The organism is Herbaspirillum sp. meg3 (assembly GCF_002257565.1).
Classification (GTDB): Bacteria; Pseudomonadota; Gammaproteobacteria; order Burkholderiales; family Burkholderiaceae_D; genus Herbaspirillum.
In genome coordinates, this window is sequence record NZ_CP022736.1 from 1,452,702 (window position 1) to 1,464,585 (window position 11,884).

The 11,884-nt window shown below is 55.3% G+C and carries 10 protein-coding genes; 3 read left to right on the plus strand and 7 right to left on the minus strand.

The features are described from left to right. Positions 1-205: 205 nt before the first annotated feature. Complete coding sequence (locus hmeg3_RS06585) at positions 206-2,632, minus strand: penicillin-binding protein 1A (RefSeq protein WP_094566175.1); 2,427 nt, start codon at positions 2,630-2,632, stop codon at positions 206-208. Positions 2,633-2,966: 334 nt separating this feature from the next. Here hmeg3_RS06585 and hmeg3_RS06590 point away from each other — a divergent pair, with 334 nt between their 5' ends. Further along, positions 2,967-4,880 carry an ATP-binding cassette domain-containing protein gene (locus tag hmeg3_RS06590; RefSeq protein WP_094563035.1) on the plus strand — a complete coding sequence of 638 codons (1,914 nt, stop codon included), beginning with the start codon at positions 2,967-2,969 and terminating at the stop codon, positions 4,878-4,880. 62 nt (positions 4,881-4,942) lie between these two features. On the opposite strand, the gene hmeg3_RS06595 is transcribed toward hmeg3_RS06590, so the two are convergent. Then, a complete protein-coding gene (locus hmeg3_RS06595) occupies positions 4,943-5,782 on the minus strand; it encodes a SirB1 family protein (protein WP_094563036.1) in 840 nt (279 codons plus the stop codon). 100 nt (positions 5,783-5,882) lie between these two features. Further along, complete coding sequence (gene murJ / locus hmeg3_RS06600) at positions 5,883-7,433, minus strand: murein biosynthesis integral membrane protein MurJ (protein ID WP_094563037.1); 1,551 nt, start codon at positions 7,431-7,433, stop codon at positions 5,883-5,885. A 291-nt stretch (positions 7,434-7,724) separates the two neighbouring features. Between murJ and rpsT the strand changes: the two genes are divergently transcribed. Then, positions 7,725-7,991: a 30S ribosomal protein S20 gene (gene rpsT / locus hmeg3_RS06605; RefSeq protein WP_006463174.1), complete on the plus strand. Its 267-nt coding sequence runs from the start codon at positions 7,725-7,727 to the stop codon at positions 7,989-7,991. Between the two features lie 303 nt (positions 7,992-8,294). On the opposite strand, the gene hmeg3_RS06610 is transcribed toward rpsT, so the two are convergent. The 3 genes from hmeg3_RS06610 to hmeg3_RS06620 form a co-directional block, all read right to left on the minus strand. Continuing rightward, positions 8,295-8,735: a DUF192 domain-containing protein gene (locus tag hmeg3_RS06610; protein WP_094563038.1), complete on the minus strand. Its 441-nt coding sequence runs from the start codon at positions 8,733-8,735 to the stop codon at positions 8,295-8,297. Between the two features lie 180 nt (positions 8,736-8,915). Continuing rightward, positions 8,916-9,107, minus strand: a complete 192-nt coding sequence (locus hmeg3_RS06615) for a hypothetical protein (RefSeq protein ID WP_094566176.1) — start codon at positions 9,105-9,107, stop codon at positions 8,916-8,918. Between the two features lie 154 nt (positions 9,108-9,261). Continuing rightward, complete coding sequence (locus hmeg3_RS06620) at positions 9,262-9,828, minus strand: pseudouridine synthase (protein ID WP_094566177.1); 567 nt, start codon at positions 9,826-9,828, stop codon at positions 9,262-9,264. A 386-nt stretch (positions 9,829-10,214) separates the two neighbouring features. Between hmeg3_RS06620 and icd the strand changes: the two genes are divergently transcribed. Beyond that, a complete protein-coding gene (gene icd, locus hmeg3_RS06625; protein WP_094563039.1) occupies positions 10,215-11,468 on the plus strand; it encodes an NADP-dependent isocitrate dehydrogenase in 1,254 nt (417 codons plus the stop codon). Positions 11,469-11,640: 172 nt separating this feature from the next. On the opposite strand, the gene hmeg3_RS06630 is transcribed toward icd, so the two are convergent. After that, complete coding sequence (locus tag hmeg3_RS06630; protein WP_009665919.1) at positions 11,641-11,844, minus strand: cold-shock protein; 204 nt, start codon at positions 11,842-11,844, stop codon at positions 11,641-11,643. Between the last annotated feature and the right edge of the window lie 40 nt (positions 11,845-11,884).

Consider the following 11,884-nt stretch of genomic DNA (forward strand, 5'->3'; position numbering starts at 1 on the left):
GCCTGCGGACTGCAAGTCCATGGCCAAGGTATAGTCCAGACCACAAACAAGTTACTTGGTGGCGAAAGCCATGGTGGTAAGAAGGGATAGGTCACACGTTCGATCCGTGTCGGGGGCGCCAGATACGAAGATAAAAAAAGCGCAGAAGATATTGTCTTCTGCGCTTTTTCTTTTTTGCGATCCGGTCAGCGGGGTCAGAGACTGGTCAATGACCCTGATAGAGCTTGTCCCGATCGACCTGTGCAGGCGATGCCGGGGCGCCGGTCGAACTTGCCGGTGCAGGCGTCTCCGAGTTCGGATTCTTTGACCAGCCGAAGAAATTGGACAAGGCGTCCACCACACCGCCGCCTTCCGTACCCAGCGAGGCGACAAAGCCATCACCTGGAGAGAAGTTGTCGTAGTAAGGCTCGCCATCGACAAACTTGATGCCTGCCGGTGCCGGCATGTCGAATTGCGGCACGCCCTTGAGCGCGGCCCCCATGTAATCCACCCAGATCGGCAAGGCCAGTTGCGCGCCGAATTCTTTGCTGCCCAGGGTCTTGGGTTGGTCGTAACCCATCCAGACAACAGTCGTCAGCGTGCGTTGATAACCGGCGAACCAGCCGTCCATCGCATCGTTGGTCGTACCGGTCTTGCCCGCCAGATCAGTGCGCTTGAGCGAGTTGCTGCGTGCGCCGGTGCCGCGTTGTGCGACCGATTGCAGCAGGCTGGTCATGACATAGCTGTTGCGTTCATCAATGGCGCGTGGCGCATTGTTGCCGACCACCAGAGGATCAGCCTTGGACAACACCTTGCCGCGTGCATCCGCGATTTGCGTGATCAGGTAAGGATTGATCTTGTAACCACCGTTGGCGAAGATCGCATAAGCGGACGCCAGCTGCAGCGGCGTGGTCTGACCCGCGCCCAGAGCCATCGGCAGATAAGGCGGCACCTTGTCGACATCGAAGCCGAAATGGCTGGTGATGAAGTCTTGGGCATACTTCACACCGATCGCGTCGAGGGTGCGTATTGCCACCAGATTGACCGATTTTTGCAAGGCGGTGCGCATCGACATCGGGCCGGCCGGCGGATCATCGTCCTTCGGTTCCCAGTTCGGCTGGCCGTTGCCCGCAGGGTAGGACACCGGTGCATCGTTGATGATGCTGGCAGGGCCGAAACCCTTTTCCAGCGCGGCTGAGTAGATGAACGGCTTGAACGTCGAACCTGGCTGACGCCATGCCTGCGTCACGTGGTTGAAGTTATTTTGCGTGAAGTCAAAGCCGCCGACCAGCGCGCGGATCGCGCCATTCTGTGGCGTCACCGACACCAGCGTTGCCTCCACTTCCGGTAGCTGCACGATCTGCCAGTTTTTCTTGGCATCCTGCATGACGCGGATCACAGCACCGGGTGCAATGCGGATTTCTTTCTTGGCTTTTGGCCCCAATGCCGCCGCCACGAATTTCAAGGTGTCGCCGCTCAGCGTGATCTTGTCGCCACTGCGAATGACGGCCTGGATCTGTTTCGGATCAGCCGACACGACGACGGCAGCCAGGATATCGTCGTTGTCGGGATGGTCATCCATGGCGTCATCGATGGCTTGCGCGCGGTCGTCGTCGCCCGACGGCAACTCGATGGTTTCTTCCGGACCGCGATAGCCGTGGCGGCGGTCGTAGTCCATCACACCCTTGCGCACGGCGTCATAGGCTGCCTTCTGATCGGCTGCATTGATGGTGGTGGTGACGGTGATGCCGTGGGTATAGGTGTCTTCCTTGTACTGCGCATAGACCATCTGGCGCACCATTTCATTCACGTACTCGGCGTGAACGTTGTACTGATTGCCGGGTGCGCGCACCTGGATATCTTCTTTGACGGCAGCGTCATATTGCGCTTGCGTGATGTATTCCAGATCCAGCATGCGTTGCAGGATGTATTGCTGGCGGATGTGGGCGCGCTTGGGATTGACGATCGGGTTGTACGCCGACGGTGCTTTCGGCAAACCGGCCAGCATGGCGGCTTGCGCCAGTGTGATGTCCTTGATGTCCTTGCCGAAATAGGTGCGTGCCGCAGCGGCAAAACCGAAGGCGCGTTGTCCCAGATAGATCTGGTTCATGTACACCTCAAGAATCTGATCTTTGCTCAGGGTCGCTTCAATCTTGTTGGCCAGCAGAACTTCATAGAGTTTGCGCGAAACAGTTTTTTCCTTCGTCAGGAACACATTGCGCGCCACCTGCATGGTGATGGTGCTGGCGCCCTGGCTGGCGTGGCCTTTGATGACGTCGGTCGCCAATGCGCGCGCGATACCGATGTAGTCGATGCCGCCATGCTGATAGAAGCGGTAGTCTTCAATCGCCAGCACAGCATTTTTCAAGTTGGCAGGGATGGCATCGAGCTTCACCAGGCTGCGTTTCTCTTCGCCGAATTCGCCCAGCAACACATTGTCGGCGGAATAAATCCGCAGCGGTACTTTCGGACGATAGTCAGTGATGACATCCAGCGACGGCAGGCGTGGATTGATGAAGATCAGCGCGTAGGCGATGATCAATGCGCCAATGATCGCCAGCCCGAGGACGGTGAAGGCGATGAATTTGGCGATATTGGGATTCAGAAAACCGCGTTGACGGGAAACCTGGGGAAAACGAGAGTTAAAGCGCATGGTCATTGTTAGTGAAGGGCGTGCCGTATCTTACAACATGGGGTGCCCCTGACTGCTGATCTGAGAGCAATCAAGGGCGCGATTATGTTTCCAAATGTACGTGGCTGCCTGCGTTGTACTTCTTTTGGTGCTGGATCATGCCAAAAACATATCGTTTGTTGTTGTTTGGCAATTATCGTTGTTGCGACGCAGTATTACGGCAGGAAGATCGCGTGCAGATCGACGTTAGATTCACGAACCCCCTGCACAATCGGTACAATGCGGTCTTTCCTCTTAATTCAGTCGCGGCAAAGCAGCTTCTGCCCGGCCTTCGATTTCATCCCTCGGCATACTTATGGCAGTCATTTCTCTCTCCAATGCGCAGCTTGCATTCGGACACGTTGCGCTTCTCGATCGCGCGGAGTTTTCCCTAGAAATAGGCGAACGCGTCGGCCTGATCGGTCGCAACGGCACCGGCAAGTCGTCCTTGCTGAAAATCATCGCGAGCGTTTCCAAACTGGACGATGGTCTGCTGGTGATGCAGCAAGGCCTGAAGATCGCCTATGTTGATCAGGAGCCGCATTTCCCCGCAGAGATGTCGATTTTCGACGCGGTCGCTTCCGGCCTCGGCGAATTGCCGGCGCTGCTGGCCGAATACGAATCGCTGACCGGTCAGTTCGGCGGCGACAACGATGATGCGCTGATGGAGCGCATGCACGACATTCAGGTCAAGCTCGATGCTGCCGACGCCTGGAGTCTGAACCACAAAGTCGAAACTACACTCGACAAGCTCAACCTCAAAGCTGACTCGCTGATCGGCGAATTGTCCGGCGGTATGCAAAAGCGCGTGGCGCTGGCATGCGGCCTGGTCGGCGCTCCCGACGTGCTGCTGCTGGATGAGCCGACCAACCATCTGGATTTCGGCTCCATCCTGTGGCTGGAAGCACTGCTGCGCGACTACAAGGGCAGTGTGCTGTTCATCACCCATGATCGTAGCTTTCTTGACAACGTTGCCACGCGCATCATCGAACTGGATCGCGGCAAAATACTTTCCTTCCCGGGCAACTTCAGCACCTATCAGGGCCGCAAGGCGGAGTTGCTGGCCAATGAAGAAGTAGAGAACGCCAAATTCGACAAATTTCTCGCGCAGGAAGAAGTCTGGATCCGCAAGGGTGTACAGGCACGCCGTACCCGCGACGAAGGCCGCGTACGCCGTCTCGAAGCCTTGCGCCAGGAACGCAGCGTGCGCCGCGACCGCCAAGGCCAGGTCAAACTGGAAGTTTCTTCCGGCGAACGCTCCGGCAAGATCGTGGCGGAACTGGAAAACGTCAGCAAGGCTTATGGTCCGAAGACCATCGTGCGCGATTTCACCGGTACCATCATGCGCGGCGACAAGGTCGGCCTGATCGGTCAGAACGGCGCCGGCAAGACGACATTGCTCAAGCTCATTCTCGGCGAAGAAACTGCTGATGCCGGCACCGTGCGTCAAGGCACTAAGTTGCAGGTCGCGTACTTCGACCAGATGCGCACTCAGCTCAACGAAGAAGCCAGCCTGGCCGAAACCATTGCACCCGGTAGTGACTGGGTAGAAGTCAACGGTCAGCGCAAGCATGTCATGACGTACCTGAGCGATTTCCTGTTCGCACCGGAACGTGCACGTTCGCCGGTACGCACCTTGTCGGGCGGCGAGCGCAATCGTTTGCTGCTGGCGCGTCTGTTCGCCAAGCCGGCCAACGTGCTGGTGCTCGATGAACCGACCAACGACCTCGATATCGATACGCTGGAATTGCTGGAAGAGTTGCTGGAAGAATATACCGGCACCGTTTTCCTGGTCAGCCATGATCGTACTTTCCTCGACAACGTGGTGACACAGGTGATCGCTTCCGAAGGCGATGGCGTGTGGCGCGAATATGTCGGCGGTTACAGCGATTGGGAGCGCGTGCGCGCGAACATGCAGGCGACAGCCAGGAAGGCCGACAGCAAGCCGGAAGCCAAGCCCGCAGAAGTGCAAGCAGCACCGGTTGCCGCAGCGGCCAAGCCGAAGAAGCTCAGTTACAAGGAGCAGCGTGAGTTGGAAGAGTTGCCCAAGCTGATCGCGCAATTGGAAGAAGAGCAGGCGGCGATTTCTGCCAAGCTGGCTGATCCTGATCTGTACAAGCAAGGTGCGGATACTGCAGTGAGTCTGAATGCACGCTTTGCCGAAATCGACGGTTTGCTGTTGGAAAACCTGGAACGCTGGGAAGTGATCGAAGCGCGTTCGAAGGGGTAGTCAGTTCTACAGGGACGGCGTCTTCAATCTTGATTTAACCCGGATCGACTCCGAGTTAAATCCTAATTGGGGCGCCGGCTTGCATGGCGCAATTCCGGCAGCTTATCGCGCATGAGGTCGGCGTCTTCCGCATCGGGGCGCAAGGCCAGATAGGCCTCCAGATCGTCCAGCGCAGCCTGCGGCTCCGCCATATTCGCATACGCCAGCCCGCGGTCGCGGCGCTCGGTAATTTCATCCGGCAATAAAATCACCAGACGTTCCTGCACATCGAGCACGTGCTGCCAGCGTTGCGCGTCAGTGAAGATCGCCTTCAGATTGCGCAGCATGCGAGTGAGGATTTCACGCGGGTGTGCCGCCCGCAGATAAGCGGCAAGCGGTAGCTCGTCGCCGTATTCCTGCTGCTCCAGATAGGGCTCAAGCCGTTCTTCCAATTCTTCGCGCGACAGGCTGGAACCGTTCATCGGATCCAGTACGATATCGCCGGACTGCACCGACAGTTTCATCAGGAAGTGGCCGGGAAAGGAGATGCCCTTCATGTTCAGGCCGATCTGCTGGCCCAGCTCCATGTACACCACCGCCAGCGAAATCGGAATGCCGCGGCGCGACGTGATGACGCGATGGATGTAACTATTGTCGGGATCGTAATAGTTATTGATGTTGCCGGCGAAAGCCAATTCCTGGAAAAAGAAATGGTTCAGCATGCGCAGTTTTTGAATATGCGATGCATCGGCCGAGAGGCGCTGCTTCAGCTTGAGCGCTAACGTATCCATCTCGATCTGGCAGGCGGAAAAATCCAGATCGGGATAGGCATCCTGGCCCAACGCCAGAGCCGATTCAAACAGCGGAATCGAATCGTCTTGACGAACCAGCGAAGAAAAATATTCGAGCGGTGTAAGCGTCATATGTTGATCATGCTATCAAAATATGCGCGCTTGTGAAATGTTTGCCTGGCAATGGGGCGCTAAAGCAACATTGCCGGGAAAACAAAAAATAAATGCGTGTTCAGCGACCGATGCGTTTGAAGTCGCGGAAACGGAAGCCCATCGCCATCAACGCGCCAAAATAGGCGACGCCGCAGGCAGCGAATACCAGCATCAGCGCGCCGACGCGTTCGGCCGGATGCGCGCGCATGGCGATCCAGTCAAAATGCCGCGCCACGGCAAGTGCGACGCCGGCCAGCAGGAACAGCGCGCCGGTCAGTTTGATCAGGAACATGCGCCAGCCCGGTTGTGGCGTGTAGATGTTGCGGCGGCGAAGTCCCCAGAACAGAAACGCGGCATTGAGGCAGGCGCCCAGCCCGATCGACAGGGCCAGTCCGGCATGCGCGATCCACGGCACAAAAATGTAATTCATCAACTGCGTTGCAATCAGCACGCCAATGGCAATCTTGACGGGTGTGCGGATATCTTGTTTTGCGTAGAAACCGGGCGCGAGAATCTTTACCAGAATCAGGCCGATCAGGCCCACGCCATAGGCGACCAGCGCATGGCTGGTCATCGCTACCGACACCGTATCGAATTTTCCGTAATGGAATAGCGTTGCCGTCAACGGCTCGGAAAGCGTCGCCAAGCCGACCGCGCAAGGCAGCGCCAGCAAAAATGTCAGGCGCAGACCCCAGTCGAGCAGGGAGGAGTATTCCGCCATATCATTTTCGGCATGGGCGTTCGACAGGCTGGGCAACAAAATCGTGCCGAGCGCCACACCGAGCAAGGCGGTGGGAAACTCCATCAGGCGGTCCGCATACGACAGCCACGACACGCTGCCATGTGCGAGGCGGGAGGCGATGTTGGTATTGATCATCAGGCTGATCTGCGCGGCAGAGACGGCGAACACGGCCGGCCCCATCTTCTTGAGCACGCGTTTGACCCCTTCATCCGAGAGACCGATCATTGGATTGAGATACAGGCGCGGCAGCATGCCGATTTTTGTCAGTGCCGGGATTTGCAGCGCCACCTGCAATATGCCGCCAACGAACACGGCAAAGGCCATCGCGTAGATCGGCTGATCCATGTAAGGCGCGACGAACAGCGAAGCCACGATGAAAGAAACGTTCAGCAGCACTGACGTAAAAGCCGGAATCTTGAACTCTCTCCAGGTATTGAGAATGCCGCCTGCCAAGGCAACAAACGCCATGAAGCCGATATAGGGAAACATAATCCGCGTCATCATCACGGATGCATCAAAAGCCCCTTGATTATATTTAAGGCCCGTAGCGATGAAATAGACAATCAGCGGCGTGGCCAGAATGCCGACGATGCTGGTCGCCAGCATGACCCAGATCAATACCGTTGCCACGTGATCAACCAGGTTTTTGGTGGCGGCATCGCCTTTCTGGTTTTTATATTCGGCAAGGATGGGGACGAACGCCTGCGAAAAGGCTCCTTCGGCAAAGAGGCGGCGCAGCAGATTGGGAATGCGGAAAGCCACGTTGAAGGCGTCCGTGTAGGCCGAGGCGCCGAATGCGCGCGCGAACAGGATTTCTCTTGCGAGGCCGGTAATGCGGGATAACATCGTCATGCCAGAGACGGTGGCAAGCGTTTTATGCAAGTTCATGGGACGGCATTATAGCTTTCGTTTTTGATGCGGCAGGCGGTTTGGTGCCATTGAGGGCCGGGGTAATGGCGTTTGAGAAGGTGAGCACGTGAAGGTTCGGCGAGGCGAAAAATCCGATTTCAGGATTTGTTGATTCTTGGCAATTTGACCGCTTTGCAACACGCAAGGGCGATAATAGGGCTGTATTTGCCAGTTTGAGGAAAAGTGGTTATAATCCGTGGCTTTACAGAATTCCGCCTCGCAAGTTATCAAGATTGCGATGCACTCGATCTCGATTTAGGATAATTATTCATGGCAAATACCGCACAAGCACGCAAACGTGCTCGTCAAGCTGTTAAGCAAAACGCGCACAACTCCAGCCAGCGTTCGACGCTGCGTACAGCAATCAAGGCTGTTCGCAAGGCGATCGCTGCAGGCGACAAGGCTGCTGCGACTTCCGTGTTTCAATCGTCGGTTTCGACCATTGACAGCATCGCTGACAAGAAAATCATTCACAAGAACAAGGCTGCTCGCCACAAGAGCCGTCTGGCTGCTGCCCTGAAGGCACTGGCTGCTTAATTCTTGTCGTTGACTGGGTCTTTGCTGCGGCTAAGACTCAAGCAATGCTGAATCGATAGTGATATCGATTCGAAACATCAACCCGCCCAAGCGATTTGGCGGGTTTTTGCATTTGCGGCTATCGTATTCACCACTCTCGGGCTGTATCCGAGGCTGTCGTACTGAAATTGCGCTGCTTCTTCTCAGGCGATCAATCTGGTCTGCCATCCATCATCACTTGTCTGGACGGGTTGCCAAATCCTCACAAGCTATAAGTGCTTACCGTGACGTCGTTCAGCGCGTCACGGACTGCTTGCCGGGTGTTTAGCGTGGCAAACCTTCAATCACGGTACCTGGTTTGATGTTTTTTTGCTTGAACCAGCCCTTGTTCATCTCCAGGGCGTAGGTTGCCGCCTTGGTGGCGCAGTGCGAATCCAGAGTCTGCTCCTTCATTTCTTCGATATTGATGATCTTGCCGGTCTCGTCCATAAAGGCGACGGAAAGAGGGATCAACGTGTTCTTCATCCACATGCAGACGCCAGCCGGCTGGCCAAAAGCGAACACCATGCCTTCATTGGCGCCCATTTTGTCCCGGAACATCAAGCCCTGCTCACGCTGTGCTTCGGTCGAGGCGACCTCGGCCTTGATCAGATACAGCCCGGCATTGAGCGTGATCGTGGGGAATTTCTGAAGTTGCTGGGAGTAAGACGGGAGGGCGGTCGCGAAAGCAGCAAGTGCGGTAAGCAGTGCAAGTGAACGGCGCATGATGAATTTGAGATAAGGGTGACGGGTGATCAGCGGATTATAGCGAGGATGGATTGCCAGTGGCGTGTCGTAGGCTGTAATCGGGAGATCTCGTCAAAACCGGCTGTCGGATCGAGAAATCTGGAGCGGAAATGAAAAAAGGCAGGACGAGCCTGCCTTTTAGTCGTGCGAAAGCTTAGATTACTTAGCAGCGTCAGCAGCAGCAGCCTTCTTAGCCTTCTTAGCCTTGTGGCTCTTCTTCGCTTTCTTAGCCTTTGGAGCAGGAGCAGCAGCGTCAGCAGCTGGAGCTGCTGGGGCAGCAGGAGCTGCAGCTTGTGCGAAAACGGTAGTAGCGAACAGACCAGCGATCAGAGCGGCGATCAATTTTTTCATTTTGCAGTCCTTCAAATTTAACATGTTAAGAAAACGGTGATTCTCGTGAATCATTGCCAATAACGACGTGCTGAAAGCTTGGTTGACAGAAAATTCCAAAAAAGAAAATTTCTTTGCATCCCGCGTAGTATCGGGGTTTTTAGTCAGCATAATGTCAGGTTTGGCGATTCAGCTCGCCTGGTTCCACTGCCTTCCATTCACCCGGCATCAGAGGGTCGGTTTGCAGTGAAAAAGGGCCGATAGCAATGCGCACCAGCCGCAACGTTGGCAGGTCGACAGCGGCGGTCATGCGGCGAACCTGGCGATTCTTTCCTTCGGAGATCTTGATGGTAAGCCAACTGGTCGGCTGACTCTTCCTTACGCGTATCGGCGGATTGCGCGGCCACAGCCAGTCTGGCTCGGCAACATGTTTGACTTCACTTCGCTGTGTCACGAAATCACCCAGATCGAGTGGATTGCGCAGCCGTTCCAACGTGTCCCGGTCAGGGACGCCATCTACTTGCACCAGGTAAACTTTTGGCTGCTTGCGTTTGGGATGGCTGATCTCATGCTGCAATTGGCCGTCGTCAGTCAGCAGCATTAAGCCTTCACTATCGGCGTCCAGGCGGCCAGCGGGGTAAATATCGGGAATGTCGAGGTAATTCGCCAGCGTATCGTGTTCCGGATGTGCCGAGAACTGGCACAGGACCTGAAACGGTTTGTTGAACAAAATCAAAGGCATGCTTGAGCTGAAGATAGGTTGGGTCGGGAGGAGCGCTGCGTTTTCATCGATGAATTGGCAGCGTAGTGGCTTTTGCAACTGCGGCGAGCGCACCAGCGCAAATGTTACAGCCTGGGTATTGCAAAGGCACGACATTCAGTAAAATACTCGTGCAAGATAAAAATGGTATCTTATGTCTTATATAAGACGTTGCTTTATCCTTTGCAGATGTCCCGTGCGCGCAAGCTTGGATGCGGCGATAACGATTCGTGGCTCACCCGGCCGCACGATATGTCATTCGCTGCTGTTTCCTGATGCCGCTTAGGCGAATCTGGTTCAGAATGGCGGGCTGTGCACCTTCGCGCATTTTCGCTTTATTCCGTTTAGTTTAATTGTCGGAGACAACGATGTACCAACATATCAACGTGCCGTCTGAAGGTAAGAAGATTACCGTCAACGCGGACTTTTCCCTCAATGTTCCGGACAATCCGATCATTCCATTCATTGAAGGTGACGGCACCGGCCGCGATGTGACGCCTGTCATGCTTAAAGTCGTCAATGCTGCGGTCGAAAAAGCGTATGGCGACAAACGCAAGATCAGCTGGATGGAAATCTATGCCGGCGAAAAATCGACCAAGCTCTACGGTGATGACGTCTGGCTGCCGGAGGAAACCGTCGCGGCAGTCAAAGAGTACATCGTCTCGATCAAAGGTCCGTTGACCACGCCGGTTGGCGGCGGTATCCGTTCGCTTAACGTGTCGCTGCGCCAGCAACTGGATCTGTATGTCTGTTTGCGTCCGGTACGCTACTTCAAAGGCGTGCCGTCGCCGCTGCGCGAACCTGAAAAGACAAACATGGTCATCTTCCGCGAAAACTCGGAAGACATTTACGCCGGTATCGAATGGCAAGCCGGTACTGAAGGCGCGAAGAAGCTGATCGATTTCCTGGTCAAGGAAATGGGCGTCAAGAAGTTGCGCTTCCCCGAAACCTCCAGCCTCGGTATCAAGCCGGTATCGCAAGAGGGCACCGAGCGTCTGGTGCGTAAGGCGATTCAGTACGCGATCGATCACGACAAGCCTTCGGTTACCCTGGTCCACAAGGGCAACATCATGAAGTTCACCGAAGGCAGCTTCCGCGACTGGGGCTATGCCCTGGCGCAGAAGGAGTTTGGCGGTGTGATCATTGATGACGGCCCGTGGGTGCGAGTGAAGAATCCCAAGACCGGCCGCGACATCATCGTCAAGGATTCAATCGCTGACGCTTTCATGCAGCAAATCTTGCTGCGTCCGGCGGAGTACAGCGTCATTGCAACGCTTAACCTGAACGGGGATTACATCTCCGACGCGTTGGCCGCACAAGTTGGTGGTATCGGTATTGCTCCTGGCGCCAACATGTCGGACTCCGTAGCGATGTTCGAGGCTACGCATGGCACATCGCCACGCTATGCGGGCAAGGACTACGTCAATCCTGGTTCGCTGATCCTCTCGGCGGAGATGATGTTGCGCCACATGGGTTGGACTGAAGCAGCCGCGATCATTGTCGACGCAATGCAAGCGACGATTTCGTCGAAGAAGGTGACTTATGACTTTGCGCGCCTGATGGAAGGGGCGACGCAAGTATCGTGTTCCGGATTTGGCGATGCCGTGATCGAAAACATGTGATTTGCAACTCTCTACACTTTTGAGTGACGTTGCAATTGAGCAGAAAGGGCCGGGTAACCGGCCTTTTTTATTGGCGTTTTCTATTGTCGTTTTATCTTTGGTGTGCAAAAAAACAGGCATAAAAAAAGCTCCTGCCGAAACAGGAGCTTTTTAGAAGCAACTTAATACGAGATTAAGGGGCTTGGATGTTAGAAGCTTGCTTGCCTTTAGGGCCTTGCGTGACTTCGAACTGAACTTTTTGACCTTCTTTGAGGGTCTTGAAGCCGTTCATCTGAATTGCCGAGAAGTGTGCGAACAAATCTTCACCGCCGTCGTCCGGAGTGATAAAGCCAAAGCCCTTAGAATCGTTGAACCACTTGACTGTACCTGTTGCCATAAAAGCATCTTTCAATTAATAAAAAATCACACGAGCCGTT

Bases quoted from the DNA above. Each gene is read 5' to 3' on its own strand.
- hmeg3_RS06620 (WP_094566177.1), bottom strand. From the start codon at position 9,828: ATGCCTTTGATTTTGTTCAACAAACCGTTTCAGGTCCTGTGCCAGTTC.
- hmeg3_RS06595 (WP_094563036.1), bottom strand. From the start codon at position 5,782: ATGACGCTTACACCGCTCGAATATTTTTCTTCGCTGGTTCGTCAAGAC.
- hmeg3_RS06615 (WP_094566176.1), bottom strand. From the start codon at position 9,107: ATGAAAAAATTGATCGCCGCTCTGATCGCTGGTCTGTTCGCTACTACC.
- hmeg3_RS06630 (WP_009665919.1), bottom strand. From the start codon at position 11,844: ATGGCAACAGGTACAGTCAAGTGGTTCAACGATTCTAAGGGCTTTGGC.
- hmeg3_RS06590 (WP_094563035.1), top strand. From the start codon at position 2,967: ATGGCAGTCATTTCTCTCTCCAATGCGCAGCTTGCATTCGGACACGTT.
- hmeg3_RS06610 (WP_094563038.1), bottom strand. From the start codon at position 8,735: ATGCGCCGTTCACTTGCACTGCTTACCGCACTTGCTGCTTTCGCGACC.
- hmeg3_RS06585 (WP_094566175.1), bottom strand. From the start codon at position 2,632: ATGCGCTTTAACTCTCGTTTTCCCCAGGTTTCCCGTCAACGCGGTTTT.
- murJ (WP_094563037.1), bottom strand. From the start codon at position 7,433: ATGAACTTGCATAAAACGCTTGCCACCGTCTCTGGCATGACGATGTTA.
- rpsT (WP_006463174.1), top strand. From the start codon at position 7,725: ATGGCAAATACCGCACAAGCACGCAAACGTGCTCGTCAAGCTGTTAAG.
- icd (WP_094563039.1), top strand. From the start codon at position 10,215: ATGTACCAACATATCAACGTGCCGTCTGAAGGTAAGAAGATTACCGTC.